This is a genomic window from Devosia sp. MC521 (assembly GCF_014127105.1).
GTDB lineage: Bacteria > Pseudomonadota > Alphaproteobacteria > Rhizobiales > Devosiaceae > Devosia.
On the sequence record NZ_CP059902.1, the window covers coordinates 266253 to 291300 of the forward strand.

Annotated in this window: 21 protein-coding genes, 1 tRNA gene and 1 riboswitch; of the genes, 10 read left to right on the forward strand and 12 right to left on the reverse strand. The window is 58.4% G+C overall.

Annotation, left to right across the window (positions count from 1 at the left end; all coding sequences use genetic code 11):
• Positions 1 to 303 precede the first annotated feature (303 nt).
• Positions 304 to 2121: a glycosyltransferase family 2 protein gene (locus H4N61_RS01250; RefSeq protein WP_169196184.1), complete on the forward strand. Its 1818-nt coding sequence runs from the start codon at positions 304 to 306 to the stop codon at positions 2119 to 2121.
• 41 nt (positions 2122 to 2162) lie between these two features.
• On the opposite strand, the gene H4N61_RS01255 is transcribed toward H4N61_RS01250, so the two are convergent.
• The gene (locus H4N61_RS01255; RefSeq protein ID WP_169196183.1) at positions 2163 to 3473 is read right to left on the reverse strand and encodes an MFS transporter; all 1311 of its coding nucleotides are present in this window, start codon (positions 3471 to 3473) and stop codon (positions 2163 to 2165) included.
• 333 nt (positions 3474 to 3806) lie between these two features.
• The gene (locus tag H4N61_RS01260; RefSeq protein WP_169196182.1) at positions 3807 to 5198 is read right to left on the reverse strand and encodes a helix-turn-helix transcriptional regulator; all 1392 of its coding nucleotides are present in this window, start codon (positions 5196 to 5198) and stop codon (positions 3807 to 3809) included.
• A gap of 141 nt (positions 5199 to 5339) precedes the next feature.
• Here H4N61_RS01260 and H4N61_RS01265 point away from each other — a divergent pair, with 141 nt between their 5' ends.
• Together H4N61_RS01265 and aceA are read left to right on the forward strand one after the other, a co-directional pair.
• Positions 5340 to 5558, forward strand: a complete 219-nt coding sequence (locus tag H4N61_RS01265; RefSeq protein WP_182394777.1) for a hypothetical protein — start codon at positions 5340 to 5342, stop codon at positions 5556 to 5558.
• 83 nt (positions 5559 to 5641) lie between these two features.
• Positions 5642 to 6937, forward strand: a complete 1296-nt coding sequence (gene aceA / locus H4N61_RS01270) for an isocitrate lyase (RefSeq protein WP_169196180.1) — start codon at positions 5642 to 5644, stop codon at positions 6935 to 6937.
• Between the two features lie 80 nt (positions 6938 to 7017).
• Here the strand turns inward: aceA and H4N61_RS01275 are convergent.
• Positions 7018 to 7091, reverse strand: a tRNA-Gly gene (locus H4N61_RS01275).
• A gap of 316 nt (positions 7092 to 7407) precedes the next feature.
• On the opposite strand from H4N61_RS01275, the gene H4N61_RS01280 reads away from it, so the two are divergent.
• Positions 7408 to 9840 carry an EAL domain-containing protein gene (locus H4N61_RS01280; RefSeq protein ID WP_182394778.1) on the forward strand — a complete coding sequence of 811 codons (2433 nt, stop codon included), beginning with the start codon at positions 7408 to 7410 and terminating at the stop codon, positions 9838 to 9840.
• Here the strand turns inward: H4N61_RS01280 and H4N61_RS01285 are convergent, their stop codons facing one another.
• Positions 9841 to 10950, reverse strand: a complete 1110-nt coding sequence (locus H4N61_RS01285; RefSeq protein WP_169196178.1) for a 2'-deoxycytidine 5'-triphosphate deaminase — start codon at positions 10948 to 10950, stop codon at positions 9841 to 9843.
• Between the two features lie 73 nt (positions 10951 to 11023).
• A riboswitch (SAM riboswitch) is annotated at positions 11024 to 11098 on the forward strand.
• A 41-nt stretch (positions 11099 to 11139) separates the two neighbouring features.
• Between H4N61_RS01285 and metZ the strand changes: the two genes are divergently transcribed.
• Both metZ and H4N61_RS01295 read left to right on the forward strand, forming a co-directional pair.
• Positions 11140 to 12345, forward strand: a complete 1206-nt coding sequence (gene metZ / locus H4N61_RS01290) for an O-succinylhomoserine sulfhydrylase (RefSeq protein WP_169196177.1) — start codon at positions 11140 to 11142, stop codon at positions 12343 to 12345.
• A 21-nt stretch (positions 12346 to 12366) separates the two neighbouring features.
• Positions 12367 to 13200 (forward strand): transporter substrate-binding domain-containing protein, encoded by an 834-nt coding sequence (locus tag H4N61_RS01295; protein WP_169196176.1) that lies wholly within the window; start codon positions 12367 to 12369, stop codon positions 13198 to 13200.
• Here the strand turns inward: H4N61_RS01295 and H4N61_RS01300 are convergent.
• Positions 13197 to 13610: a tellurite resistance TerB family protein gene (locus H4N61_RS01300; RefSeq protein ID WP_169196175.1), complete on the reverse strand. Its 414-nt coding sequence runs from the start codon at positions 13608 to 13610 to the stop codon at positions 13197 to 13199. The two genes, H4N61_RS01295 and H4N61_RS01300, sit on opposite strands and share 4 nt — an antisense overlap.
• Before the next feature lie 142 nt (positions 13611 to 13752).
• On the opposite strand from H4N61_RS01300, the gene H4N61_RS01305 reads away from it, so the two are divergent.
• Positions 13753 to 15396 (forward strand): lysine--tRNA ligase, encoded by a 1644-nt coding sequence (locus tag H4N61_RS01305; protein WP_182394779.1) that lies wholly within the window; start codon positions 13753 to 13755, stop codon positions 15394 to 15396.
• A gap of 57 nt (positions 15397 to 15453) precedes the next feature.
• Here the strand turns inward: H4N61_RS01305 and H4N61_RS01310 are convergent, their stop codons facing one another.
• Positions 15454 to 16101: a helix-turn-helix transcriptional regulator gene (locus H4N61_RS01310; RefSeq protein WP_182394780.1), complete on the reverse strand. Its 648-nt coding sequence runs from the start codon at positions 16099 to 16101 to the stop codon at positions 15454 to 15456.
• Between the two features lie 129 nt (positions 16102 to 16230).
• Between H4N61_RS01310 and H4N61_RS01315 the strand changes: the two genes are divergently transcribed.
• Both H4N61_RS01315 and H4N61_RS01320 read left to right on the forward strand, forming a co-directional pair.
• On the forward strand, positions 16231 to 16602 hold the full coding sequence (locus H4N61_RS01315) for a DUF952 domain-containing protein (RefSeq protein ID WP_182394781.1): 372 nt from the start codon (positions 16231 to 16233) through the stop codon (positions 16600 to 16602).
• Positions 16599 to 17702: a quinone-dependent dihydroorotate dehydrogenase gene (locus H4N61_RS01320; protein ID WP_248306549.1), complete on the forward strand. Its 1104-nt coding sequence runs from the start codon at positions 16599 to 16601 to the stop codon at positions 17700 to 17702. The genes H4N61_RS01315 and H4N61_RS01320 overlap by 4 nt, the downstream gene beginning before the upstream one ends.
• A gap of 24 nt (positions 17703 to 17726) precedes the next feature.
• On the opposite strand, the gene H4N61_RS01325 is transcribed toward H4N61_RS01320, so the two are convergent.
• The 4 genes from H4N61_RS01325 to H4N61_RS01340 are packed head-to-tail and all read right to left on the reverse strand — an operon-like array spanning position 17727 to position 20094.
• Complete coding sequence (locus H4N61_RS01325; RefSeq protein WP_182394782.1) at positions 17727 to 19076, reverse strand: MATE family efflux transporter; 1350 nt, start codon at positions 19074 to 19076, stop codon at positions 17727 to 17729.
• A gap of 56 nt (positions 19077 to 19132) precedes the next feature.
• Positions 19133 to 19372 (reverse strand): hypothetical protein, encoded by a 240-nt coding sequence (locus H4N61_RS01330; RefSeq protein WP_182394783.1) that lies wholly within the window; start codon positions 19370 to 19372, stop codon positions 19133 to 19135.
• Positions 19373 to 19804 (reverse strand): hypothetical protein, encoded by a 432-nt coding sequence (locus H4N61_RS01335; RefSeq protein WP_182394784.1) that lies wholly within the window; start codon positions 19802 to 19804, stop codon positions 19373 to 19375.
• A gap of 2 nt (positions 19805 to 19806) precedes the next feature.
• Positions 19807 to 20094: a DUF6460 domain-containing protein gene (locus H4N61_RS01340; protein ID WP_182394785.1), complete on the reverse strand. Its 288-nt coding sequence runs from the start codon at positions 20092 to 20094 to the stop codon at positions 19807 to 19809.
• A 153-nt stretch (positions 20095 to 20247) separates the two neighbouring features.
• Here H4N61_RS01340 and H4N61_RS01345 point away from each other — a divergent pair, with 153 nt between their 5' ends.
• On the forward strand, positions 20248 to 22743 hold the full coding sequence (locus H4N61_RS01345) for a ligase-associated DNA damage response DEXH box helicase (RefSeq protein WP_248306550.1): 2496 nt from the start codon (positions 20248 to 20250) through the stop codon (positions 22741 to 22743).
• Positions 22744 to 22778: 35 nt separating this feature from the next.
• Here the strand turns inward: H4N61_RS01345 and H4N61_RS01350 are convergent, their stop codons facing one another.
• Together H4N61_RS01350 and H4N61_RS01355 are read right to left on the reverse strand one after the other, a co-directional pair.
• Entirely contained in the window at positions 22779 to 24395 is a 1617-nt protein-coding gene (locus H4N61_RS01350) for a GMC family oxidoreductase (RefSeq protein ID WP_182394786.1), read from the reverse strand.
• A gap of 3 nt (positions 24396 to 24398) precedes the next feature.
• On the reverse strand, positions 24399 to 24845 hold the full coding sequence (locus H4N61_RS01355; RefSeq protein WP_182394787.1) for a sugar dehydrogenase complex small subunit: 447 nt from the start codon (positions 24843 to 24845) through the stop codon (positions 24399 to 24401).
• Positions 24846 to 25048: the final 203 nt, after the last annotated feature.

The window sequence follows — 25048 nt, forward strand, 5'->3', positions numbered from 1 at the left end:
GGTTTTTACGGTCTGGCTTTGGGAGCAATCCTGATGCGAACCTCGCTTGGGGCCGATTGGGCGCGATTTATCGTGTTTCTGAATCGATGCGAGGGGCTGTATCGCCTGACCGAGTCTGCAGTCCTTTTATTCTTCCCCTTTTGGCGCCGCCGTAGAGGCCGGGCACAAGGGGAGGCGCATGGCGATAGTGGGCTGAGGCAGCGCATGCGGTGCTTTTTGTCCCCATCGCCCCTCGGGCGCAGATCGAGGCTTTCTCGTAGCCTGTGCTCCTCTCTCTACATAGCTAGAGTGTGAACGAGCGCCATGAGTGCAGCACTTGAGCTCATGGCTGCGCTGATCGGAACCAAGCAAACGCATTACACACCCAAAGCGGCACTCGAGGCGGCTCTGATGACAGAGGTCGACCCGATGCATTGGTGCGCGGTCTATCTCGATATTGCGCCAGCGGAAATCATGAGCCGCGCTGCGCAATGGGTTGGCTTAGCCTTCTTTGATGTTGTGCCGCGTGTCGCCCATGTCGTTCACGACCAGCCGCGCGTTGAGATGTTCGCGAACCTGCGCATGGTGAGGTTCACCATGCTCGACAGGGAGATTGCGGTCGCAGCCCCGGACTTTTTCGCCTTTCTTCATCTGGCCCGGGTGGTGGAGGCTGACCCGGGCTTAAGGGGGCAGCTGCTTATTGTCCCCAGTGCAGCCCTAAGGGATGCGCTGGTGGGGATTCATGAAGAGCACTTGCTTGATGACGCGCGGCAAAGGCTGACGCGGAAGTGGCCATATGCGGCGGCGCAACTCGATCTCACCCGGATGGTTCGGGAAGGGGTTGTGATCACGGTCGCAGTGCTCGTGTTGGCGCTGACTATTGCGCCCTGGACAGGGATCGTTTGGGCCCTGCCGGTCTGGCTGTGGTTGATCATCCTGCCCAGTTGCATTCGGCTCGCAGCGATTTTTACGCCAATCCCCCGTGGGGTTACGGCTGAGCCCATTTTGGGGCCGGATGACTTGCCGATCTATACGGTGATGGTGCCGCTGCGCGACGAGGCGGGCATGGTGGATCAACTGTGCGCAAATCTGCTGCGGCTCGATTACCCGCGCGAGAAACTGCAGATCATGTTTCTCGTTGAAAGCCGCTCTCCCGAGACGGTGGATGCGGTGCGCAAATATCTCGGTGATGCGCGGTTTTCGCTGATTGTCGTGCCCGACGCAGCACCGCGCACAAAACCTAAGGCCTTGGATTTCGGATTGCCCTTTTGCACGGGCGAATATGTGGTGGTCTATGATGCCGAGGATCGTCCCGATCCTGACCAATTGCGTCGCGTCGTGGCCCAGTTTCGACGGCAAACGGACGTTGTGTGCATTCAGGCTCGGCTGGTCATCAGCAATGGCAATGGACGGTTTTTGCCGAGCCTCTTTGCGGGGGATTACGCCGGGCTATTTGCCGTGCTTCTGCCGGCATTTGCCAAGTGGAATATGGTGATGCCCTTAGGCGGCACCTCGAACCATTTCCGCATGAAGGAGCTGCGCGAGATTGGCGGGTGGGACCCCTATAATGTCACCGAGGACGCCGATCTGGGCGTGCGGTTGGCACGGCGGGGCTTGCTCACAGCAACCAGCAATAGCCGGACTTTTGAGGATGCGCCAACCAGTTTCAGGCCGTGGCTAGGACAGCGTACGCGTTGGCTCAAAGGCTGGATACAGACCTTTGTGGTGCACAATCGGCGTCCCAACTTGCTCCTGCGCGACTTGGGGCTGGTCCGCATGCTGATCTTTGAAGCCGTGTTGCTCGGCATGCTGATTTCGCCGCTGCTGCATCTCACTTTTGTGGTGGTGGTCATCGCGCTGTTGATTTCAGGACAGGGTGCAGCGCCGCTAGGGGAAGGGTGGTTTTTCGCGTGTGTTGTCGTCTTGGTGCTGGGGCAGGCTGTGGCCGTCGGTACCAATATTTTGGGGCTCTGGCGGACTGGCCAAATGCAGCTCATGCTGCCGCAACTGCTTTTGCCGTTCTATTGGCTGCTGGTTGGGCTCGCGACGATCTTCGCTTTTCTGGAGTTCGCTCAAAAACCATTTCACTGGTTTAAAACACCGCATTTGGCGAGCAAGCGCAGACCGAAGCGCTCGCGTTAGGAGGAGGGGCCAGTATAGGTCCGGCCCCTCAAGCCTAACTCTTAGTTCAAAGCGACCTGACGAGTTTCGCTGTCGATGAGGGAGCCGGCGATCGCGGCCAGCAACAGCAGCGCGGCGAACAGTCCGATGGCAACGCCAAAGCCTTGCGCGATGACAAGCGCGACCGCAGAGGGTGCCAAGAGCCCGCCGAGGCGAGCCATTGCACCAGCTGCACCCATGCCGGTCGCGCGCGAGGCTGTCGGATAAAGCTCGGGGGTGAAGGCGTAAAGCGCACCCCATGTTCCCAAGAGGGAAAAGCTCATGAGCAAAATGGACGCGCCAATAAGCCAAGCTTCTCCGGCAACAACAAACAGCAGACAGCCAAAAGCGGAGAGCAGCAGGAAGCTGATCAGCGTCGGTTTGCGACCATGCGCTTCGACGCCCCATGCGGCCAGTGCGTAGCCAGGAATTTGCGCCAAGGCGACGAGAACAAGGAAGCCATAGCCGCGGACATAGCCAAAGCCTTCTTCAGCAAGGCGCGCTGGCATCCACGTAAAGACGCCGTAATAGGAGACTGAGACCAAGAACCAACAGACGAGGATCATGACGGTGCGGCGGCGGAACTCGGGAGAGAAGAGCCCAGGCGCCTTGGTCTGGGGCGGAAGATGAAGCTGCTCCTCGGCAGCCATGACCGGTTTCCCATTGGCGGTAAGGACTTGGTTCAGAACAGTTTTCGCGCTCTCGCGATCGCCGCTGTTCAGCAAATACATCGGCGAATCCGGAAGCCAGAACCGCAAGCCCAGCCCAACAAGGGCGGGAAGAGCGGTGACGGCGAAAATCCAGCGCCAGGCGTCTTGTGGGAAGTAGATGCTGGTGATCCAGGCGGCGAGGGCAACGACGACAGTGCCGACCGCCCAAAAGCCTTCGAGCATGACAAGCCAACGCCCACGATTTTTAGCCGGCAGAAACTCGGCCATCATTGCGTAGTCGACCGGTAGCGTGCCGCCGACGGCGATGCCGGTGAGAAAGCGCAGGCCCAGCAAGATCGCAAAGTTCGGTGCGAAAACCGACAAGAGCCCGAAGATCGCGTCGCAGGCGACGGTGATGATGAGGATGCGGCGGCGGCCATAGCGGTCCGCAAGCTTACCAAAGACGGCTGCACCAATCAGCATGCCGAGGAAGAACAGCGTGCCGGTTTGCAGGGCTTCTGGAACGGATAGTCCGAAGGTGGCTGCGATGGAGGCAGCGGTGAAGCCCACGGCCATCACTTGCATGGCATCTGCGGCCCAGACGAGCCCGAAAATGCCCAAAAGCTTACGTTGGAAAGGCCCGGTACCAGCCCGGCTCAAAATGTCTTCGACAGTGCGTTCCATGGTGGACCCTCCAAGCGTGCAGATGCGGCCTATTGAACAGCTACTGATCGATAGACAAGCGTGGAAACACAAAATCCGTCCAGTTCTGTCGCCGGTCGGCTGAGGCACGTTCAGCCGAACGGAAATAGAATTCCAATCGTCCGATCCTTGCAACAAATCAGAAAGCATTCCGAGAGTTTTTTATTATTTTCGTGACGCTCGGAGCGCTTTTGGGGCGCAGAGTGTTGGTGCCCGTCGTTCCTTCTTGAGTCTAACCAATGATCAATTGTTGCAACGGCAGATGGTTATGCCGATTGATCTGCGCGTTTGGAAAATCTTTCGAATGCTTGAGCGCTAGAGGCGGGAATAGAGATTGATGCCGCGGTCGGTCGCACTGGGCGTCACTCTGTGATCTGCCGGTGGGTGGGCGCGCTGACCGCAATCCATACGCGGACAAATTCTGCAGCCGGTGCCGACGGGGACCGCCTTGCTCTCATCATGCAGATCCATGCCGTCGGCATAAACCATTTCCTTGGCGTGATGGATTGAGCAGCCAAGGCCAATGGAGAGATAGCTGCGCGGCGCATTATAGCGGAACCCGCCTTTGGCGACGGAGCGTGCAATGCAGAAATAGCGCGCTCCGTCGGGCATTTGGCTGATCTGAACATTGATCCGGTCAGGCGCTAGGAAGGCCGCGTAAATGTTCCAGCGGGGACAGGCGCCAGAGTGGCGTGGAATGTGGATGCCCGAAAGCGAGAAGCGCTTCGAGATATTGCCAGCAATGTCAGTACGGACAAGGTGAAGTGGAATGCCACTTGCGCCACGGCGTTGCAGGCTGGTCATGCGCTGACACACCTGCTCGAAGCTGGCGGAAAACCGGCGGGCGATCCGGTCCACGTCGTAGCGATACATTTTGCAGGCGGCTAGAAAAGGTTCGTACGGCATGATGAGCGCGGCAGCGAAATAGGCCGCAAGGACGTTCCGCGCCAGAGTGGGGGCGTCGCCTTCCGGTAAGTTCGCGCGGGCGATAATGCTTTCGATTTCCGGCGCACCAACGTCTTCGCCCAAGTGATGGGCCGTCAGAAACAGCGACGTTTCAGCGGGAAGGAGGTCGGATAGGAACAGTGTCCGTCCGTCAAAACGGCGTGCCACCCCCGCAGGAAGCGATGAGAGGCGCGTCTCCCGGCCCATAACGTTAAAGAGATAGGCCTTCAATCCGGCGGCGAAATCGTCGTCCATCGCATCAATGTCAGCGCGAACGCGTTCAGCAGCATCCTCCAAATCAGGGAAGTGATTGGCGGCCTCTTGGAGGAAATCTGAGATGGCCTCCGTTGCGGCGTGGAAGGGGATGCCCTCCGCCTGAGGCATGGGGGAGGGATGTTGCCTGAGATCGCGGAAACGGTCGTAGAGCTGCAGCATGGCTCGCGCGGCCGCGGGGTTGGATTGGGCGAAGTCGCGGATTTCGAGATTGGTGACATCACTATCGGCGAAAAACTCGTCGCCAAAGGCCTCCATCAGGTCGCCGACCAAGCGGCCCTCGTCATTGTCGACCAGCTCACCAGGTTCAATGCCAAGATGCCCGGCAATCGAGAACAGCAGCGGGACGGTAATTTTACGGCGATTGTGCTCGATGAGGTTGAGATAGCTTGAGGAAATGCCCAGCGTGTCGGCCAGATCGCTCTGGCTAATTTTCTTGCTGCGCCGGAGGCGTTTTATCCGAGCGCCGACTTGTTGGCCTATATCCATATTCTGCTCCTCGATTTACAGAATTTACAAAACAGACGCCCGGATTTGACAAGGTTTTACAGCTTAACAGCGCTTAATTGCTATATTTCTTGCATACTGATCGATGTTGTCAAATATTTACATCAACACGAGGAGAGATAAATGCAGCCGCAGCAAAATGACCGCGATGAGTATGTCACCATCTTCGCTAACAGCGCCGCAGATGCCATGGCCCAATATTGGGCGCGGGGGATGGACCGGCAGGGATATCTCATCGCCGGACGGATAGGCCCCCACGAAATCCGCTCGTCGGATGGGTGTGAGGTGTTCTCAACCCAGGGCCTCGTCGCCGCCACTTTTAGCCGGCGCGTCGCCAGCTAACGCCAACCACACCCAACATATGAAATCGGCCGCACCGTTGCTTGAGCAACGCTCGCCCCGTCACGTCTTGAGGAGGACAAACCATGCTCGATAAGCCCCATAAGCCCGAACAATTCCCAGCCCCAGATTATGCGCCAAACCGGTGGGATAATATTGCGCGCAGCTACACTCGTGCCGATGTTGCCCGATTGTCTGGCTCGCTGCCGATCCGGCATACGCTGGCAGAAAATGGGGCCAAGCGCCTTTGGGAACTGCTGCAGAAGGAAGACTATGTGCCAACCCTGGGCACGTTCACCGGCAATCAGGCGGTGCAGCAGGTGAAGGCGGGGATCAAGGCGATCTACCTATCGGGCTGGCAGGTCGCGGCGGACGCCAATTCGTCGGGCAATATGTATCCGGACCAGAGCCTTTATCCCGTCGATAGCGTTCCGAGCGTCGTGCGCCGTATCAACAAGGCTTTGCAGCGCGCCGATCAGATCCAGACCATGGAGCAATCTGACGGCATCTCGACCACCGATTTGGACTTTTTCGTACCGATCATTGCGGACGCAGAAGCCGGGTTTGGCGGCCCACTCAATGTTTTCGAACTGATGAAGGCGATGATCGAGGCGGGTGCTGCAGCGGTTCATTTTGAGGACCAACTGGCCTCCGAAAAGAAGTGCGGGCACTTGGGGGGCAAAGTTTTGGTGCCGACCAGCCAATTTATTCGCACGCTCAACGCGGCGCGCCTCGCGGCTGACGTCATGGACGTGCCCACGCTCATCATGGCTCGCACGGACGCGGAAGCGGCGCGCCTGATCACATCCAACATCGATGACTATGACGCGCCATTCGTGACCGATGAGCGGACCGCAGAAGGCTTCTATGTGCTGAAGGGGGGCATCGACGCGGCGATTGCACGGGGTATCGCTTATGCGCCCTATGCAGATCTGATCTGGTGCGAAACCTCAACGCCGAGCCTTGATGAGGCACGCAAGTTTGCTGAGGCGGTGCGCAAAGTGCATCCCAACCAGATGCTGGCCTATAATTGTTCGCCGAGCTTTAACTGGGCCAAGCACATGGGTGAGAGTGCTATGGCGAGCTTCCAGCGGGAGATCGCGGCCATGGGGTATAAGTATCAATTCATCACGCTGGCCGGTTTCCACAACCTCAGCCTGACGACCTTCAATCTCACACGGGACTATTTGGCCGACGGCATGGCGGGATACTCGCGCTTGCAGCAGGCCGAATTTGCCGCCGAGAAGCATGGGTTTTCCGCCGTGCGGCATCAGCGCGAAGTGGGCACGGGTTACTTTGATGCCGTTTCAATGGCGGTGAGCGGCGGCAAGAGCGCAACCACGGCCATGTCCGCCTCCACAGAGACTGCGCAGTTCCATTAAAGTACTGGCGTCAGAAACACATATTCAAACGCACGGCGGCGACGCTGTGCGTTTTTGTTTGGTCATGCTGCTGGGGAGTTTGGAGCGGGTGAAGGGAATCGAACCCTCGTATTCAGCTTGGGAAGCTGCTGCTCTACCATTGAGCTACACCCGCATAACGGGACTAAATGCGGGAAAACGTGGGCCTCGTCAAGGCACGGATACAGACGATTAACTGAGTTCGTTGCTATTGCTCCCAAATGCATGTGGCATGAAGTATCCCGCACTTGCCCATGCGTTTTTAAGAGTGCAAGAACCCTAACACTGCTTCATGTCCGGCTAACTGCTGCGCAAAACCCTGCGTGGTTTCAGTCTCTTGTGTGTTTCTCGCACAAAGATACCAGTTTGCTTCGAATTGAGCTCCGATTTGTAATGGCGCATGCCTCGCTGCACTGTCTGCGAAGCGTCTGCCACTAGCCAAGGCCGGTCATATGGCAATTGTGGACTTCTTTTTCCATCAGCATGAGCCCGGACTGATCGTCCTAGCGGCCGTGGTATGCCTGATATCGGCCTATACCTGTATGGGGCTGCTCCGGCATGCCAAGCGTGCGGCCGATAAAAAACGTCCGATTTGGATCGCTATCGCTGCGCTCACAGTGGGCTTCGGCATTTGGACCACCCATTTCGTCGCTATGGTCGCGTTCAAGCCGGGCTTTGAGATCGTCTATGACATTGCGCTGACGCTGATCTCGCTGCTGATTGCGATCGTTGTGTGTGGGGCGGGAATTTACGTCACGACTCGTGGCAATACGCGGTGGGATCATGCTCTCGGCGGTGCTGTCGTGGGCTTGGCCATATCCGTCATGCATTACACCGGCATCAGTGCTTCTTTGATGGAAGGAAGCCTGCTCTGGGATCACCAACTGGTCGGATTGTCGATATTAGCGGGCCTCGTGCTGAGCGCGGTGGCGTTTGTGGTGGCAAGCTCCGGGGGCAGTTTATCGGTTCCGCTTGGGGCTATTGTGCTGACGCTGGCCATTTGCGCCGTGCATTTCACGGGCATGGCTGCGGCTGACTTTTCGCTCTGCGGGCCGGTCGAAGGCGCCGGCGAGCTAGATGGCTTTATGCTCTCGCTCATCATTGCCTTGATCTCGGCAGTGTTGGTCGGCGTGGCGGTGGCGAGCATGGTTTTGGAGAACGCTCATTTTCGACGGGTGGCCCGCGAGAACGAGAGGGAGCAGAGGGACGCTAACCGCATCGGCGAAGTGTCTAAGACGCTGCACTTGGCCATGACGAATATGGCGCAAGGTCTGGGTTTCTTTGACGCGAAGGGCGCCTTGCAGCTCTACAATGAGCGGCTCAAGGAAATGCTGATGATCGACCCGCGCTACGATTTGACCGGTGCCGATCTGCGTGAGTTGTGCCGCCTGTCCTTGGTGAGCAATAACGAGCCTGAAGAAAATATTGAGGCCCGGGTCGAGACGTTCCACGCTGAGCATAGCAGATTGGTCAAAGAAGGTGGCCAGATCGAACACCAGCTTGGGGCGGGTCGTGTGCTGCGGGTTTCTCATAGCCCAGTTGGAGATGGATCTTGGGTCAGCACCATTGACGACGTGACCGAGCGCTATAATTCCGAGCGGGCGATAGCACATATGGCCCGTCATGACGTGCTCACGGGTCTGCCCAATCGAAGCCGTTTCGACGAGCAGTTCGAAGCCATGATGGCGACTGCCGACGAGAAGAAAACCAAGCTTGCCGTTGTCGCCATCGATCTCGACCGCTTCAAGGAGGTCAACGATATTCATGGCCATGCCGCGGGCGATATGGTGCTCGAGCAACTGGCCAAGCGGCTGAACGACGTGCTCCGCGACGGAGAAGTGGTCGCCAGAATTGGTGGCGATGAATTCTCGGCCCTCAAACTCTTTAGCACGATGGAAGGGTTGCGCGAGTTCCTCGGGCGTCTGGACGGGGCATTGCATACGCGTATTGAGGCGGATGATCTCAACCTGAGCACAGGCGCGAGTATTGGTGTCGCAATTTACCCCGATGACGGTGAGGATCGCTCAAAACTTCTGAGCAATGCCGATCTTGCCATGTATCGCGCCAAGGGCGAGTTCGATCACCACATTTGCTATTATGAACGTGAGATGGATGAGCTGGCGCGCGAGCGACGCGAGATGGGCCGCGACATCTGGACAGCGCTCGAAACCAACGGTTTTTACCTGGCCTATCAGGTGCAAAAGTCTGTGTTGACGGGCGACGTCACCGGCTATGAGGTTTTGCTGCGTTGGGTTCGACCCGGCTATGGACAGGTGGCGCCAGCCGATTTCATTCCTGTTGCCGAGGAATGCGGCGCCATCAATGGGATCGGGGCGTGGGTGCTGCGCGCTGCCTGCGCTGACGCTGCAGCTTGGCCGCAGCCGCACAAAATTGCCGTCAACGTCTCAGCCATTCAGCTGGGCAGTTTTGATCTCATCGACACGGTAAAACAAGTTCTGGACGACACTGGCCTCGACCCCAAGCGCTTGGAGTTGGAAGTGACCGAAACGGCAATTATCGCCGACAAGTCTCGCGCCCTCCACATCCTGACCGCGATCCGTGCTATGGGCGTTTCGATTGCAATCGATGATTTTGGGACCGGCTATTCGTCCTTGGATACGCTGCGCTCGTTCCCGTTCGATAAGATCAAACTCGATCGGTCGTTCATGAATGAGGTCGAGCAGAACGAGCAGTCCAAGGCAATCGTACGGGCCATTCTCGCATTGGGCCGCAGCCTTTCCGTGCCGGTTTTGGCTGAAGGCGTGGAGACCCCGGCGCAGCTTGAGGTGCTGCGCCTCGAAGGGTGCAATGAAGCGCAAGGCTTCTTCCTTGGCCGCCCCGGCTTTGTCGCCTGGGAAGACGCGGTCGGAACGGCAGCTCAATAGTCAGACGTCAGGATAAGGCCGGAAGTGTTTTGACAGTTTGAGGGTCTGGGCTTGGTAATTCGAGCCCAGATCACGGCCATAAAGGCGCTCGGGCTTTTCGGCCAGTTCCTCATAAATCAACCGGCCAATGATTTGGCCGTGGTTGAGAAGGAACGGCACTTCGCGGCTCCGGACTTCCAGAACAGCGCGGCTGCCTGTGCCGCCGGCAATGGAATTGCCAAAGCCGGGATCAAAAAAGCCTGCGTAATGGACGCGGAATTCGCCAACCAGCGGGTCAAACGGCACCATTTCGGCCGCGTGCGTGGGCGGGACATGCACCGCCTCGTGACTGACGAGGATGTAGAACTCTTCAGGATCGAGAATGAGCTCGTCGCGCTGGCGCGAATACAGCGGCTCCCAGAAATCGAGCACGTCGAGCGCGCCCTTCTTATCCACGTCGATCACCGCGGTGTGACGCTTGGAGCGGAAGCCAATCAGCCCGTTTCGGCCTTCACCGAGCAGGTCAATGGACAACGCCACGCCGTCGCCTACTGGCAATTGCTCGTCGATCACCAAAGTGTGCTCGGCGTGTAGTTTGCGGTGTTGTTCTACGTTGAGGCGGCTGTCCCCACAGCGGAACCGCATTTGGCTCAGGCGCGAGCCACTGCGGACCAATACCGGGAAGGTGCGCGGACTGATTTCGAGATAAAGCGGGCCGGTATAGCCAGCGGGCACTTGATCAAAGCCTTGAGCATAATTGGCGATGACGCGTGTGAAGATGTCGAGCCGACCAGTCGAGCTTTTCGGATTGGCCGAGGCGCTGACGGTGTCGGGTAAATCAAGCGTTTCATCGAGCGGCACGAGATAGACGCAGCCGCGCTCCAGCACAGCGCCCTCACTCAAGTCGATCTGGTGAAGTTTTAGCGCTTCGATACGCTCGGCCACAGTGTGCAGCGGACCCGGCAAGAAGCTCGATCGCACGCGATAGGCTGTTTTGCCTAAGCGCAGATCGAGGCTGGCGGGCTGAACCTGATCGGCGTCAAATGGGCTCGAAACACTAATCGCACCTTCGGCGTGCAGCTTTTCGATCAGTCGGGCCGGAAAGACCCCGGTGGGCCAAGGTTCGCTCATTCGCACGCTCATTTTGTTTTCTGTGTTCTCCTAGCAAACCCGAGGAATTGACGCCACAGCGCTGATGCCGTTTAATCTCGGCTGTGGTGATTTGGCCGGTCGCTTGCAGCCACATGAAACAAATCGCTAAGGACCGTTTGGGATCCGGCCGCCCTATGCGAGCCGGTTTTTCTGTTTAAAGGCGCTGAAATGTCTAGAGACCACAATCCCCTCCTCGATCCAAGCAAGCAGTCGGCAGCGACGCGGCTGGTCCATGGTGGCGGTAAGCGCACAGATTTCAATGAAACCAGTGAAGCGCTGTTTCTGAACTCCGGCTATTCCTACCCCAACTCCCAGCACGCCGAAGATTTGTTCCTCAACAAATTCCCTGGCCATAATTACTCGCGTTTCGCTAACCCGACCGTCGACATGTTCCAAGAGCGTATGGCGCTTCTGGAAGGCGCGGAAGCGGGCCGCGCTTTTGCGTCGGGCATGGCCGCTGTGACCAATGCGGTGATGAGCCAAGTACGCGCTGGCGATCATATCGTTGCCGCGCAAGCTCTTTTTGGCGGCTGCCGTTTCGTTGTTGAAGACTACGCCCCACGTTTTGGCGTGGAATCGACGCTGGTCGATGGTCGCGATCCGGAAAACTTTGCGCGTGCGATGCGCCCGAACACCAAGGTGGTGTTTATCGAAACGCCAACCAATCCAACTTTGGAACTGGTTGATATCAAGGCTGTCGCTGAAATCGCTCACGCGCATGGCGCTAAGCTGATTGTGGACAATGTGTTCGCCACAGCGCTTTACCAGAACCCGCTGACCCTTGGCGCAGATCTCGTCACCTATTCGGCGACCAAGCACATCGATGGGCAGGGCCGCGTTCTGGGTGGCATCGTGTTGGGCAGCAAGGAAATCATTGAAGGTGACGTGCACACCTTCTTGCGCCAGACAGGCGCAACGCTGAGCGCGTTCAACGCTTGGGTTATGCTCAAAGGTCTTGAAACTTATGCGTTGCGTGTCGAACGCATGACCGACAGTGCGGAAAAGATTGCGGCAGCGCTTGCAGACCATCCTAAGGTCAATCACGTGATCTATCCGCATCACCCAAGCCACCCGCAATATGAGCTGGGCAAGAGCCAGATGAAGCGCGGGTCTTCGCTGCTTGCGATCGACGTCAAGAACGGTCAGGACGGCGCATTTGCCTTCTGCGATAGTCTCGCTGTGGCGCTGATTTCCAACAATCTGGGCGACGCCAAATCGCTCATTACCCACCCGCGCACGACCACCCATGCGCGACTGACCGAAGAGGTTCGCCTCTCGACTGGTGTGACGCCGGGTCTGGTGCGGTTGTCGGTTGGCCTTGAAGATCCTGATGATCTGATTGCCGACCTTATGTATGGCCTCGACCAGGTTTAAGTGATCATGCCGAGGCGGGGGATGCGCAGCAGAGCAGGGCAATGGGTTGGGTGTTTCGCGCTCGGCCTGTTCGCCGCTTTCTTGGTAAGCCCCGCCTCGGCGCAATTATTGCCAAATCACGCCGATGCCGATGCGCGTGAAATCTTGCCCGATTTGCAGCCGGTTCCGGCTATACGGTTTCTAACAACGACAGATTTTCCCCCCTTCAACTTCCGCGACAGCGCGGGGGAGGTCGTTGGGTACAATATTGATCTGGCGCGACGGATCTGTACCGAGATCGACATCGCCTGCACCATACAGGCTTGGCCGTGGGATCAGGTCGTGTCGGCCTTGGAGGACAATCAGGGTGATGCTGTTATCGCTGGTGTCGCGATGACGCCAGAGACCGCGGGCGCGATTGATTTTTCAGCGATCTATCTGGCTTTGCCGGGACGGTTCGTCACGCGTGCCGAAGACGTCGACGGCTTTGACCAAAATGCTTTGGCAGCGCTCAAAGTTGGTGTGCGCGACGGTAGCGCCCATGACGCGTTTTTGAATCAGTATTTTCCAACAGCCGCACGCGTCGCTTTTGCCTCGGAAGGGGAGGCGCTTGCAGCGCTCGCGGCAAGCGAGGTCAAAGCCTATTTCGGCGACGCCATGCGCGCGGCCTTCTGGCTCAACGATAACCCCGCCTGCTGTAATTTTGCCAGCGAGCCGTATTTCCGTCCCAACCAGTTTGGCGAAGGTCTGGCCGTGGGCGTGCGCGCCGGACAGGACAAAATCCGACATGCCATTGATTGGGCGTTGGTGCGCCTCAAGGACAATGGCACGCTTGATGAGCTCTATCTGCGTTGGTTCCCTGTTGGGTTCTACTAATCAGGCAGTCTGCGGTGCCGGGCGCGGGCGGCCACTTCGATTGCGGCGGTGGTGAGGCGATCTAGCGTCAGGCGATCGCGCAGCATTTCCAAGAACCGCAGCTCTTCCTGTTCCAACTGAAGATCGACAGCGGTGACCTCAACGGCGAGTGCGTAAGCCGTGTCCTGCAGTTTTGTCGGGATAGCCAAGAGCGCCTTGTCGAGCGCGAGGTCCAGTCCATCGTCGCTATTGAGCACATCAGCACAGTCATTGGCGACGTCGGTGAGGCGGGTGCGATCAAACCCGGCAAAAACCGGCAAGCGACCGACAAGGGCTTCGATCCGGTTCAATTCCCGCTCAGTGATTGTGGCATCCGAGGATGCAGCAATGATCATAATGTGAATAAGCGCATCCTGAATGGGCGACGGCATAAATGGCCTCCTGAGATCGTTGCGCACAAAACTAGGTGCGGTTCGGTCGATCTGCAACCACCTGCGTCATTGACGCGGCGCAGATAGAGTGCAACACACCAAGCCTTATCGTTCCCCGTGTTTTCGAAAGGCCACAATCCCTGTGTCGCCCGCCGCTTTACCTCCACTTGACCCCGATTTCTTCGAGCCCGCACAGACGGCTCGCGCTTGGCCCTTCGAAGAGGCCCGTAAACTGGTCAAACGGTTGGAAAAATCGGGCAAAGGGGAAGCCCTTTTTGAGACCGGTTATGGCCCCTCGGGCCTGCCGCATATCGGCACCTTTGGCGAAGTCGCGCGTACCACCATGGTGCGTACTGCGTTCCGCCTGCTGACCCGTGACCAAATCCCAACCCGTCTGCTGTGCTTCTCCGACGACATGGACGGCATGCGCAAGATTCCGGACACCGTGCCTTCCAAGGAAGCCATGGAGCCGCATCTGCAAAAGCCGCTGACGGCGGTGCCTGATCCGTGGACCAACGAATACAACAGCTTTGGCGAGCACAATAACGCCATGCTGCGTCGTTTCCTCGACACCTTCGGGTTCGACTACGAATTCGCCAGCGCCACCGACTATTACAAGTCCGGCAAGTTTGACGAAGTGCTGCTGCGCGCGGCTGAACGCTATGATGATATCATGGGCGTTATGCTGCCGAGCCTTGGCGCGGAACGCCAGGCAACCTATTCGCCATTCCTACCGATCTCGCCAATTTCGGGCCGCGTGCTTTACGTGCCGATGAAGGAAGTCGATGCCAAGAATGGCACCGTGACCTTCACCGATGAAGATGGTCGTGACACGACCGTCTCGATCAAGGGCGGTAACGTTAAGCTCCAGTGGAAGCCGGACTTCGGTATGCGCTGGGCCGCCCTCGGCGTCGACTTTGAAATGTTCGGCAAGGACCACCAGACCAATCAGCACATCTACGACAAGATCTGCGCGATCCTCGGTGGCACGCCTCCAGAACACTATGTGTACGAGCTGTTCCTGGATTCCGAAGGCCAGAAAATCTCGAAGTCAAAGGGCAATGGCCTGACCATCGACGAATGGCTGACCTATGCGCCGACCGAGAGCCTCGGGCTCTACATGTTCCAGAAGCCGCGCGTCGCTAAGCGTCTGCACTTTGATGTCATCCCGCGCGCCGTGGATGAATATGCGCAGTTCGTTGCTGCCTTCGAAAAGCAGGATGCGGCCGCACGCGTTGAAAACCCGGCGTTCCATGTCCACTACGGCGATGTGCCGAAGATCGACATGCCGATCACTTTCGCACTGCTGCTCAATCTGGCAACGGCTTCCAATCCGGAAACGCCAGAAGTCATGTGGGGCTATATCTCGGCCTATGCACCGGGCGTTTCGGCGGCAACCCATCCGCATCTCGATGCGCTGGTTGGCTACGCCATGGCCTACTTCCGCGACTTCGTGAAGAAGAACTATCGCGCGCCAGACGATGTCGAACGCGCAGCGCTCGAAGCTGTTTCGGCAGCTTTCGCCGAACTTCCTGCGGACTCTTCCAACGAAGACATCCAGAACGCAGCTCTCGACGTTGCTCGCAACATCGAGCGCTATCAGGATCATACGAAGAAGGGGCCAACTGGCGGTCCCGGCGTATCGGGCGACTTCTTCCAGATGCTCTATCAGGTGCTGATCGGCCAGGAACGCGGTCCGCGCTTCGGCTCGTTTGCAGCGCTCTATGGCATTGAGAACACCCGCAAGCTGATCGGCCGCGCTCTCGCAGGCGAACTGCAGAGCTAGGCCCTCGACTTGCAACACCAATCAACGCGCTCGGGTCAAACGATCCGGGCGCGTTTTTTATTGGCTGGCCCAGATGATGCGGGCGATCCAATCGATGTCTTTGAGCTCGAACACGCGGGGCGGATAGTTTGGATTGGCTGAATGCAGCTCCAACTGCTTAGCGGATTGCCGGTGGAGGATTTTTGCCATGACCTCCCCATCATGGGTGCGCACGACAACGCGGTCCCCACGACGGACCTGCTCGGTCGGTGAGACGACAACCCGGTCTCCCTCACGATAGACGGGCTCCATGCTATCGCCATGAATTTCAAGGGCATAGATGCCGCGCTCGGTGGAGACAGGAAGCTCGACTTCGTCCCAGTTTCGGCCCGCAGGGAAACCAGCGCTATCGAAGAAACCGCCTGTTCCCGCTTGCGCTAGGCCGAGCAGGGGGATGACGGCTGGGGGCGGTTCGGCAAAACCGGCATGCTGGCTGTACGAGCCGGAGCCGTTCTCAAAACTGTCGAGCGTTTCGCCAGTCGCCTCAAGGATTTTGGCAATGCTTTCAGTGGATGGCCAGCGTTCGCGACCGTCTTTGCTGACCCGTTTCGAGACATTGAAAGCGGTCGCATCAAGTCCGGCCATTTTCGCGAGAGCGGACACCGAGAGACCATGACGCCGCGCCAGCGAGTCGATCCCATCCCAGATAGTGCGATGTGTGAGCATCAGCGTGCCCTCACAGGACATTGGTCTTATGCCAAGAATTGTGTCCTAGGCTAATCCGGCTCTGAGGCCTTGTAAAGTGGGCGTTTCCCCGCTACCCCGGCACGAACTCCCCCGCGTACGAGCCCCCAAATGTCCCAAGTCAGTCCGAACCTCGAGTTCATTTATAAAGTCGCGACGGAGCAGTCTTATGCTCCTTCCAGAGCGACGGGTTCCTATGCCGGGATGCCGATTGATGCAAGCGATGGCTATATGCATTTTTCGACAATTGATCAGCTCAAAGAAACGCTTAGCCGTCACTTCCGTGGGCAATCAGGGCTCGTGCTTCTGGCCATTCGGACTGCCGATCTCGCCGGGTCGAACCTTGTTTGGGAGCCTTCTCGTGGGGGCGCTCTATTCCCCCATCTTTATAATCGCCCGCTGCCGCTCAGTGCCGTTGCTTGGGAAGCGACCATCAGCGTTGATAGCGAAGGCAATACCGAACTGCCGGAGGCTGCACAGTGATCCTTTCTGCTTTTTCTCCCTTGTTGCGCAGTAAGTTACTCTCGAATTTGACGCTCAATGCGCTGATGAAGATGGATCCGGAAACGGCCCATGGCGCGACGATCACCGCGCTGCGCATGGGACTTTCGCCCCAGCAGCAGGGGCCTGACGCGCCAGAATTGGCGACGGATTTGTGTGGCCTTAAGCTCACGAACCCAATCGGCATGGCCGCTGGTTTTGACAAGAATGCCGAGGTGCCACGGCAGTTAGCGCTTTTGGGTTTTGGCATGACCGAGATCGGTACGGTGACGCCACGCCCACAGGTGGGCAACCCAAAGCCACGCCTTTTCCGCGTGACCGAAGCGCAGGGTGTGATCAACCGTATGGGCTTTAATAACGAGGGGCACGATGTGGCCTTTGAGAGACTCAGGAGTGTCCAAGTGCCGGCATCTTTGGGCGTCAACATTGGCGCGAACAAGGATAGCGAGGACTTCGTGGCCGATTACGTGCTCGGGGTGAACCGCTTCGCCGAACTGGCTGACTATCTCACCGTCAATATCTCCTCGCCTAACACACCGGGCCTGAGAAACTTGCAAACGGACGAAGCGCTGACCCGTCTTTTAGGTGAAGTGCTCGATGCGCGCGCCAAGGCGAAAAAGCGCGTGCCGGTCTTGCTCAAAATTGCCCCCGATCTGGATGAGGCGGCGATGGACGCGATTGCCCGAGTTATTCTGGCGACCGATCTCGATGGCGTTATTGTCTCAAATACAACCATCGGTCGTGATCCGGTGGCGGGCATGAGCAATGCCACAGAAATGGGTGGGCTTTCGGGCAAGCCGCTCTTCTCACTCGCAACACAGCGCCTTGCGCAGATGCGTCAGCGTGTTGGCGATCTGCCTCTGGTGGGTGTTGGTGGGATCCATGACGCGCAGACCGCACTGGCCAAATTTGAGGCTGGTGCGAATGCAATCCAGCTCTATTCGGCGATGGTGTTTGGCGGGCTTGATCTGCTCGACCGGATCAAGGCGGGCCTGGTGAGCGAAGTCCGGAACGCTGGAAAGAAGAACATTTCCGAATTCGTCGGCACCAAGACCAATGATTGGGCGGCTGGTCGCCTTTAAGCGACCAGCTCCAGATTTGCGATTTTACGAGGCGGGGCTGAAAAGTTCCGCCTTTCGCTTTTCGATGGCGAAGAAATAGATGAGGCCACGGGCAACGAACCAGAGGTGCAAAGCGCCCCATAGGCCCCAGTTGCCGATGAGCGGCTGCAAGATCACTGCGGCAGCGCCAAAGACCACCAGAGAGGCCAGCATGCCGTTGCGCATGACGACGTTCTGGGTCGTGCCCACCAGAATGCCGTCATAAACAAACGCGGGCATAAAGGTGATGGTGCAAGCAGCGGCTATCGGCAGATAGTGGAGCGCATAAGCCTGTACATCGGGATTGGTCGTCATAAAGCCGATGACCCATGGCCCCGACAGATACCACGCCAGGCCCAGCACCAGAGAAATGCCAAATCCCCAGAGCATGGAGAGCTTGTAGGCGCTGTCAAAAGCTGGACGCCAATTGGCCCCCACAGCTTTACCTGCAAGCTGTTCGGCCGACTGGGCAATGCCATCGAGGAAATAGGCGATGACCATAAGCAGGTTGAGCAGGACCGCATTGGCGGCAAGGGGTATTTCGCCCATGCGAGTGCCTTGGGCCGCAAACCACCCATAAGCACTCATCAAGGCAACGGAGCGGATGGTGATGTCGCGGCTGAGGCCAAACATGCGTTTGACGGCAACGCCATCGCTCAACTCGCCTGGCGCAATTCGGCTAATGAGGGCGCCGATCCCGCCGTAATATTTGACCAGGATGGAGAGACCAACAGTGGCGGCAATCGCCTGTCCGATAACCGTGCCAAAGGCCGCACCGGGCACGCCCCAGCCGAAGCCGTGAACGAAGAGGACGGAAAGCGTGATGTCGATCAGATGCAGCAGCAATTGCAGCATCATGCCGGTTTTGGCCGAGGCGCGTCCATAGAACCAGCCGAGAAGTGCGTAGTTGATCAGCGAGAAGGGTGCAGACCAGATGCGCCAGTAGAAATAGTCAGATAGCGCTGCAGCGACCGGCGCCTCAGGGGCGAGACTGGTCATCCCGACCCACAGAATGGCCGGTGATAGAACGATCATGAAAAGGCCGATGCCGACGCCCAAAATCAGCGAACGCGACACATGCAAAAGCCCGTCTCGCGGGTCTTTAGCGCCGATGGACTGAGCGACCAGACCCGCTGTGCCAATGCGCAGGAAATAGGCCAGGGAAAACAGGAAGTCGAAGAGCAGTGCGCCCAACACGAGACCGCCCAGCATGGCCGCATCGCCCAAGCGACCGATGACGGCAATGTCGACGAGACCTACGAGTGGTTCGGTGATGAAGGCAATACAGGCGGGCAGGGCAATCGCCCACACGTCGCGGTGGCGAACGGTGAACGGATGTTGGGGGCGGGCAGACATTGTAGAACTCAATAGTTGAGCGTCTGCCCTATCAGGCCGAAGTGGGCCCTGTCACCCTACTGCGACACGTTGAGCTCGATTACGAGGTCTGCGCGGTCACGCGTTTTATCGACGAGGTCAAAGTTTGGCAGATCATTGCGCTCGATGTGGGCGCGATTACGCTCTTCGGTGAAGAGCCCTTCTTCGCCGTGTCGTCTGAGGAGGCGCGCTTTGACCAACTCGCGATCGACGTGAATGAAGACCGCATAATCGAGAAGGTCGCGCACTGCCGACCACGGCGCATCGCCGAGCAGCAACTAATTGCCCTCGATGATGAGCGTGTGAACCTCCGGCGGCACTGTGAATGCCTTGTCCACCGTGTCTTCAATCTTGCGACTATAGCCGGGGACGTCGACGCTACCCGTTGCCGTTTTGAGATCGGACAGGAATGAAACGAAGGCTGCGCCCTCGAATGTGTGGGGCGCGCCTTTGCGGTCTTCTAGTCCCAGCGACACGATCTTGGCGTGTTTCATATGGAAGCCATCCATAGGAACAAGCGCTGACATGCCCGGTTGGGTCGCATTGAGCGCGGCTACGACTTGAGCCGCGATCGTTGATTTGCCTGCACCGGGACCGCCAACAAAGCCGACGGCGATCCGCTTGCCCCGGGCTGCACCCTGCATATTATGGATATGCTGAACCAACCGCTCTATTGTTAGCTGCGGCGTGAGGTGGAGCGTATCGACCATATTTAGCGCGCTTTCGTGAGCCTGATGATGAGCCAGATCGGGACGACGACCGCCGCACCGGTGATAATGTAGGCGACAACCTGTCGCACTAACCCGCCACTATCGCGCAGCGCATCTTCAATCAAGCCCGCAATGCTGTTGAACAGATCGGCAGCGTTAAAACCGAACATGGTCATGAAGAAGCCAGCGAGCGCGGACAGGAGCACAAGCTTGATCGCAACAGATAGCGGCCGACCACCAAGCAAGCGCTCCAGACCGGAACGCGCGTAGGGGGAAGAGTCTTCTGTCATAATGCCACTCCGTTTGGCTTGGATGTCGGCATCATATAGGGTTTTCTTTGCTTTGCAGTAGGTGCTCTTTGCCAAGTTTTGCGACATTTGCCATGCAGTGGTCACAGTTCTGGGAATTCACCGGAACCCGTTTCGGGGGCGGAGAGGCTGATAGTGACTAAAACGCAGCTCCCCTCGATCATTGAAAATTGGTTCACCACACGAGGTTGGTCCCCGCGCCAGCACCAAATGGATGTGTTGGAAAGCTATCAATCCGGCGCGTCGCAATTGCTTATTGCGCCTACCGGTGCCGGTAAAACTTTAGCGGGTTTTTTGCCGAGCCTCGTCGAATTGGTCGATGGGCGGTTTGACGGGCTGCATACGCTCTACATTTCGCCCCTCAAAGCGCTGGCTGTGGACGTGCAGCGCAACCTCTCGACGCCCATTGCCGAGATGGGGCTGCCCATCACAGTGGAAGCGCGCACCGGCGATACATCGGCCGCCAAACGCGCGCGGCAGAGGGCGAAACCGCCCCACATCATGCTCACCACCCCCGAGCAATTGGCGCTGCTGATTTCTCATCCGCATGCGGACTTGATGTTCGGGTGCCTCAAGCGCGTGGTGCTCGATGAATTGCATGCTCTGGTGACGAGCAAGCGCGGGGAGCTTTTATCCCTCGGCCTATCGCGGCTGGCCAAGCTCTCGCCCGATCTGCGCATTACCGCACTCAGCGCGACGGTGGCGCGCCCTGACCTGCTGCGTGATTGGATTGCGCAACCAACGCAGGGGCGGCGGACGGACCTATTGCATATGAAAGGCGGAGCCGCACCAGAGCTTGGAATTTTGGAGACCGAAGAACGCCTGCCGTGGGCGGGACACTCGGCGGCCTATGCGCGAGGTGAGCTTTACGAGATCATCAAGCGACACAAGACGACGCTTCTCTTCGTCAATACGCGCTCGCAAGCCGAAATGCTGTTTCAAGGCATGTGGGACATTAACGAGGAGATGTTGCCCATTGCCCTGCACCACGGGTCACTGTCTGTGGAGCAGCGGCGCAAAGTGGAAGCGGCTATGGCCGAAGGCAAGCTCAAGGCGGTGGTGTGTACCTCAACGCTCGATCTGGGCATCGACTGGGGCGACGTCGATTTGGTGGTGCAAGTGGGGGCGCCAAAGGGGTCTTCGCGTATGCTGCAGCGGATTGGCCGCGCCAATCATAGGCTCGATGATCCGTCGAAAGCCTTGCTGGTGCCGTCCAACCGTTTTGAAGTGTTGGAATGCGAGGCGGCGGTGGAGGCCGTCAGTGAAGGGCAGCAAGACAGCGAGGACCCGCATCCCGGTGGCTATGATGTGTTGGCCCAGCATGTGTTGGGCATGGCATGTGCAGAGCCGTTTTTGGCGGATGATCTTTATGCAGAAATACTGACCGCTTGGCCCTATCGCGAGCTGACGCGTGTTCTGTTTGATCGCATTCTCGATTTCGTCGCGACGGGTGGCTATGCCCTGCGCGCCTATGAGCGCTATGCGCGGCTGCGGCAAGCAGAGGATGGGCGCTGGCGCATTTCTCATCCTCAGATCGCGCAACAATACCGCCTCAACATCGGCACCATCATTGAAGAGCCGATGGTGCGCGTCAGGCTCATTCGCGCGCGCGGATTGAAAAAGGGAAAATCTACCGGGCCAATTGGGGCAGGGGGGCGCGTGCTGGGGGAAATGGAGGAATATTTCTTCGGCACGCTGCTGCCGGGGGACACGTTCATCTTCTCGGGCGAAGTGCTGGCCTTTGAGGGCATGAAGGACAATGAGGCTTTCGTCTCTCGGTCCTTCGATAAAGACCCCAAGGTGCCAAGCTATAATGGGGGACGGTTTCCGCTGACGACCTATCTGGCGTCGCGTGTCCGCCGCATCATGGATAGTCCGGATGAGTGGCATAAGCTGCCCGCGCAAGTGGGCGAGTGGCTGACCCTGCAGAAGGAGGTGTCGGTCCTGCCCAAACGAGACAGCCTGCTGGTGGAGACGTTTCCGCGCGGGGCGCAGAACTATCTGGTGTGTTATCCCTTTGAGGGACGATTGACCCATCAAACCTTGGGCATGCTCCTAACCCGACGCCTCGAACGCATGCGGGCGCGGCCTTTGGGGTTTGTGGCGTCAGAATATTCGTTGGCGATTTGGGGACTGGGTGATCTTTCGGCGTTGATCCGCACGGGACGGCTTTCGCTTGATGAGCTGTTCGACGAGGACATGCTGGGGGATGACCTCGAATCCTGGCTCGATGAAAGCGCGCTGATGAAGCGGACGTTCCGCAACTGCGCCATTATCGCGGGGCTGATCGAGCGGCGGCATCCGGGCAAGGAAAAGACCGGCCGGCAGATCACCATGAGCGCGGATCTGATTTACGACGTGCTCTATCAGCACGAGCCGGACCACATTCTCATTCAAGCGACGCGCCACGACGCAGCGAGAGGGCTCTTGGACATTGAGCGTCTGGGGCAGATGCTGACGCGTGTGCGCTCGCACATCGTGCACAAGCCGCTCGAGCGTGTCTCGCCGCTGGCGGTGCCGATCCTCTTGGACATTGGCAAGGAGCCAATTTTTGGGGAGGGGCGTGAAAGCGCTATGGCGGAGGCGGCCAACGAGCTGCTCGAGGAGGCGCTCGGGGTAATCAAGGAATAGGGCGAGGGAGCTTTGTTCTCCCTCGCCCTTGGTGTTTATGCGCCGAGATCGGCCAGAATGGTTTCGGCAGCGCGTAGGCTTAGCGCGGCGATGGTCAGCGTTGGATTGGCCGTTGCAGAGGTTGGGAAGACTGCAGAACCGGCAATGAAGAGGTTCTTGTGGTCGTGGCTGCGCAGGTGCTGGTCGACGACTGAGGTCTTTGGATCGGTCCCCATGCGGCAGGTGCCGATGATGTGGCCTGAGCCATTAAAATCGTCGGCGTGATGCACTTCCGTGGTGCCCAAAGCATCGAAGATGTCTTGGTGCGCCTTGGCGGCAGCTTCGAGCCCGGCCTTCACATAGCTATCAACCGAATAGGTGATTTGCGGCAGCGGCACGCCGTATTTGTCCTTTTCGGTCGGGTGCAGCGTGATGCGGTTTTCGGGATCAGGCAGTTGCTCGACCAGCGAGGCGAGGCGCACATGGCGAGAGGCTTCGGCCTTGAGAGCCTTATCGAGTTCGGCGCCGCGAAGGCCTTTTTCGACGAGCGCTGAAACCGTGCTGATCGGCGCGCCTGTGGGCCAGGAGTGGCCGTCATTGCCAATTTCGATGCGGAAGGCACCACGATCGGACCGGAATTCGCCAACGCCGAGGTTCTCAATGCCGGAGGTGGAGAGCGGACCGCGATAAGGCCAGACGGGATCATTGGAGCGAGCCCAACTCAATTGGCTGGGGTGATCCATTAGGTTGCGGCCAACCTGATCGGAGCTATTGGCGACGCCGTTTGGCGTGTGTGCGCTGACCGAATTAAGCAGCAGACGCGGGGTTTCCATGGCGTGAGCGGCGATAACATAGAGCCTGCCAGTGGCTTTGCCGGTGGTGCCATCGCGCAGCATGAAGTGAACGGCGACAACATTGCCATCCGCATCGGTTTCAACCGAGGTTGCGGTGGTCGCTGGGTGAACGGTCGCGCCTTTGGTGACGGCTTTTTGCACATGGACCGTGGCATCATATTTCGCCTGTACCGGGCAGACGGGAATGCAGCTGGCCGAGCCGCAGCAACCGGGACGATCATCACGATCAACCGAATTGCGGGCCTGTGGCGTGGGCGTTACGTCGTAGATTGAGCCTGCGAGCTTTTCCTTGAAGACCTTGTCGAGATAGGTCGGGGGAATGGCGGGCATGGGGAAGTCGGTGGAGCGGTGTGCCGAGGGCGGGGAACCCGCCGCGCCGGACACGCCAAGCTCGTCTTCAGCGCGGGCATAGTAGCTTTCGAGCTCGTCATAGCTGACGGGCCAGTCAACGCCCTTGCCATGCTTGGTGGCGAGCTGGAAGTCATCGGGGGCCATGCGGATGGCGGTGCCGAGCCAGTGCCACGTCGTGCCGCCGACCGCCTTGATATAGGTGCTCTTGAACTTATCTGAGCCGTTCTGGCGGTAGTAATAGCCCATGTTCCACGAGAGGGGATGATCGGCATCGGGGCCGACCGGATAGGCGGACTCTGGAGTTTTAATGGCGGCTGCCTGGAAGGTGTCGACGGCGGTGGCGCGATCAACCTCGTCGCCCGCTTCGAGGATAGCAACGCTCACGCCCTTGCCAGCAAGCTGATCGGCGATGAGGGCCCCAGCAACGCCCGAACCAACGATGATGACGTCTGCGGAAATATCGGCCATGGCTTATGCCTCCCCTTCTGGCACTTGTGACCAATACCCAGTTTCCCCGCCGCACCAGCCCATTGGCTTGGTGAAGTCGAGAGCTTCCCACATCAGAGCGTCGGTATAGGTGACGACCGCTTCGCCATCGGCAGTTTGGTGGACGCCGGAATACCAGCCGGTGATGATGCGGTTTTCGAGGGTTTTGTCGGCGGTGCCGGAGATCAGCTGCGCAAGTGCTGCGTCCTGACCATCGGCAACGAGGGCATCGCGATAGCTCTGCCCATAATCGCCGACGAGGCTTGCGCCGTCACGATCCAGAAGCTTACCCGACAGGGTCATGAACTGATCGAGCGTAATGGGTTCTGCTGCCAAGATTGCTTGGCTGAAGAGGAGGGCGAGCGCTGTCCCACCAGTCCAAGCAAGCATGTGTCGGCGGGTGATCCCACCGGGTGTAATTGTCTTAGTCATGGGACACCTCAACTGGCCAAAATTTACAAATCATATGCACGTCAATGTGTTAACCGAGGACTGAGACCTCACGTCAATTTGCATAGATAGCAGCGGGGCGCGACATTTGCCGAACTTCGGTGACGCCATCGAATCTGCTACATTGAGACAACGCTTAGACATCGAACAATTTCCCTTGGTCTGTTGAATTACGCTGCCCCCAC